1 tRNA gene is annotated in these 399 nt (G+C 50.9%); it reads right to left on the reverse strand.

Features of this window, described 5'->3' with window-relative positions:
• Position 1: 1 nt before the first annotated feature.
• A tRNA-Arg gene (locus AB3U87_RS22435) sits at positions 2-75 on the reverse strand.
• Positions 76-399 lie beyond the last annotated feature (324 nt).

Genomic DNA, 399 nt, shown 5'->3' on the forward strand with positions numbered 1-399 from the left:
GTGCATCCGGGAGGATTCGAACCTCCGACCGCTCGGTTCGTAGCCGAGTACTCTATCCAGCTGAGCTACGGATGCATAACAAATTCTGGTATAACGCAGGGGTGCTGACGACTCACCTTGATACAGGCTGCTAACGCTGTATCGGTACTACTTAAACAAAGCGGCGACTTGCTAAGCCACTTTATAAAATATGGTGCATCCAGGAGGATGATTCGGCTTACGCCTTACCCTTACGGGCCGTTGCTAAAGCAACGTTATCATCCCTTGTGCTGGCGGCTAATACTTACTGCTTTACCAGAACACAATGGCTGCAACACTTCTTAAATATGGTGCATCCGGGAGGATTCGAACCTCCGACCGCTCGGTTCGTAGCCGAGTACTCTATCCAGCTGAGCTACG

The sequence above is a fragment of the Erwinia plantamica genome (assembly GCF_043420595.1).
GTDB lineage: Bacteria > Pseudomonadota > Gammaproteobacteria > Enterobacterales > Enterobacteriaceae > Erwinia > Erwinia aeris.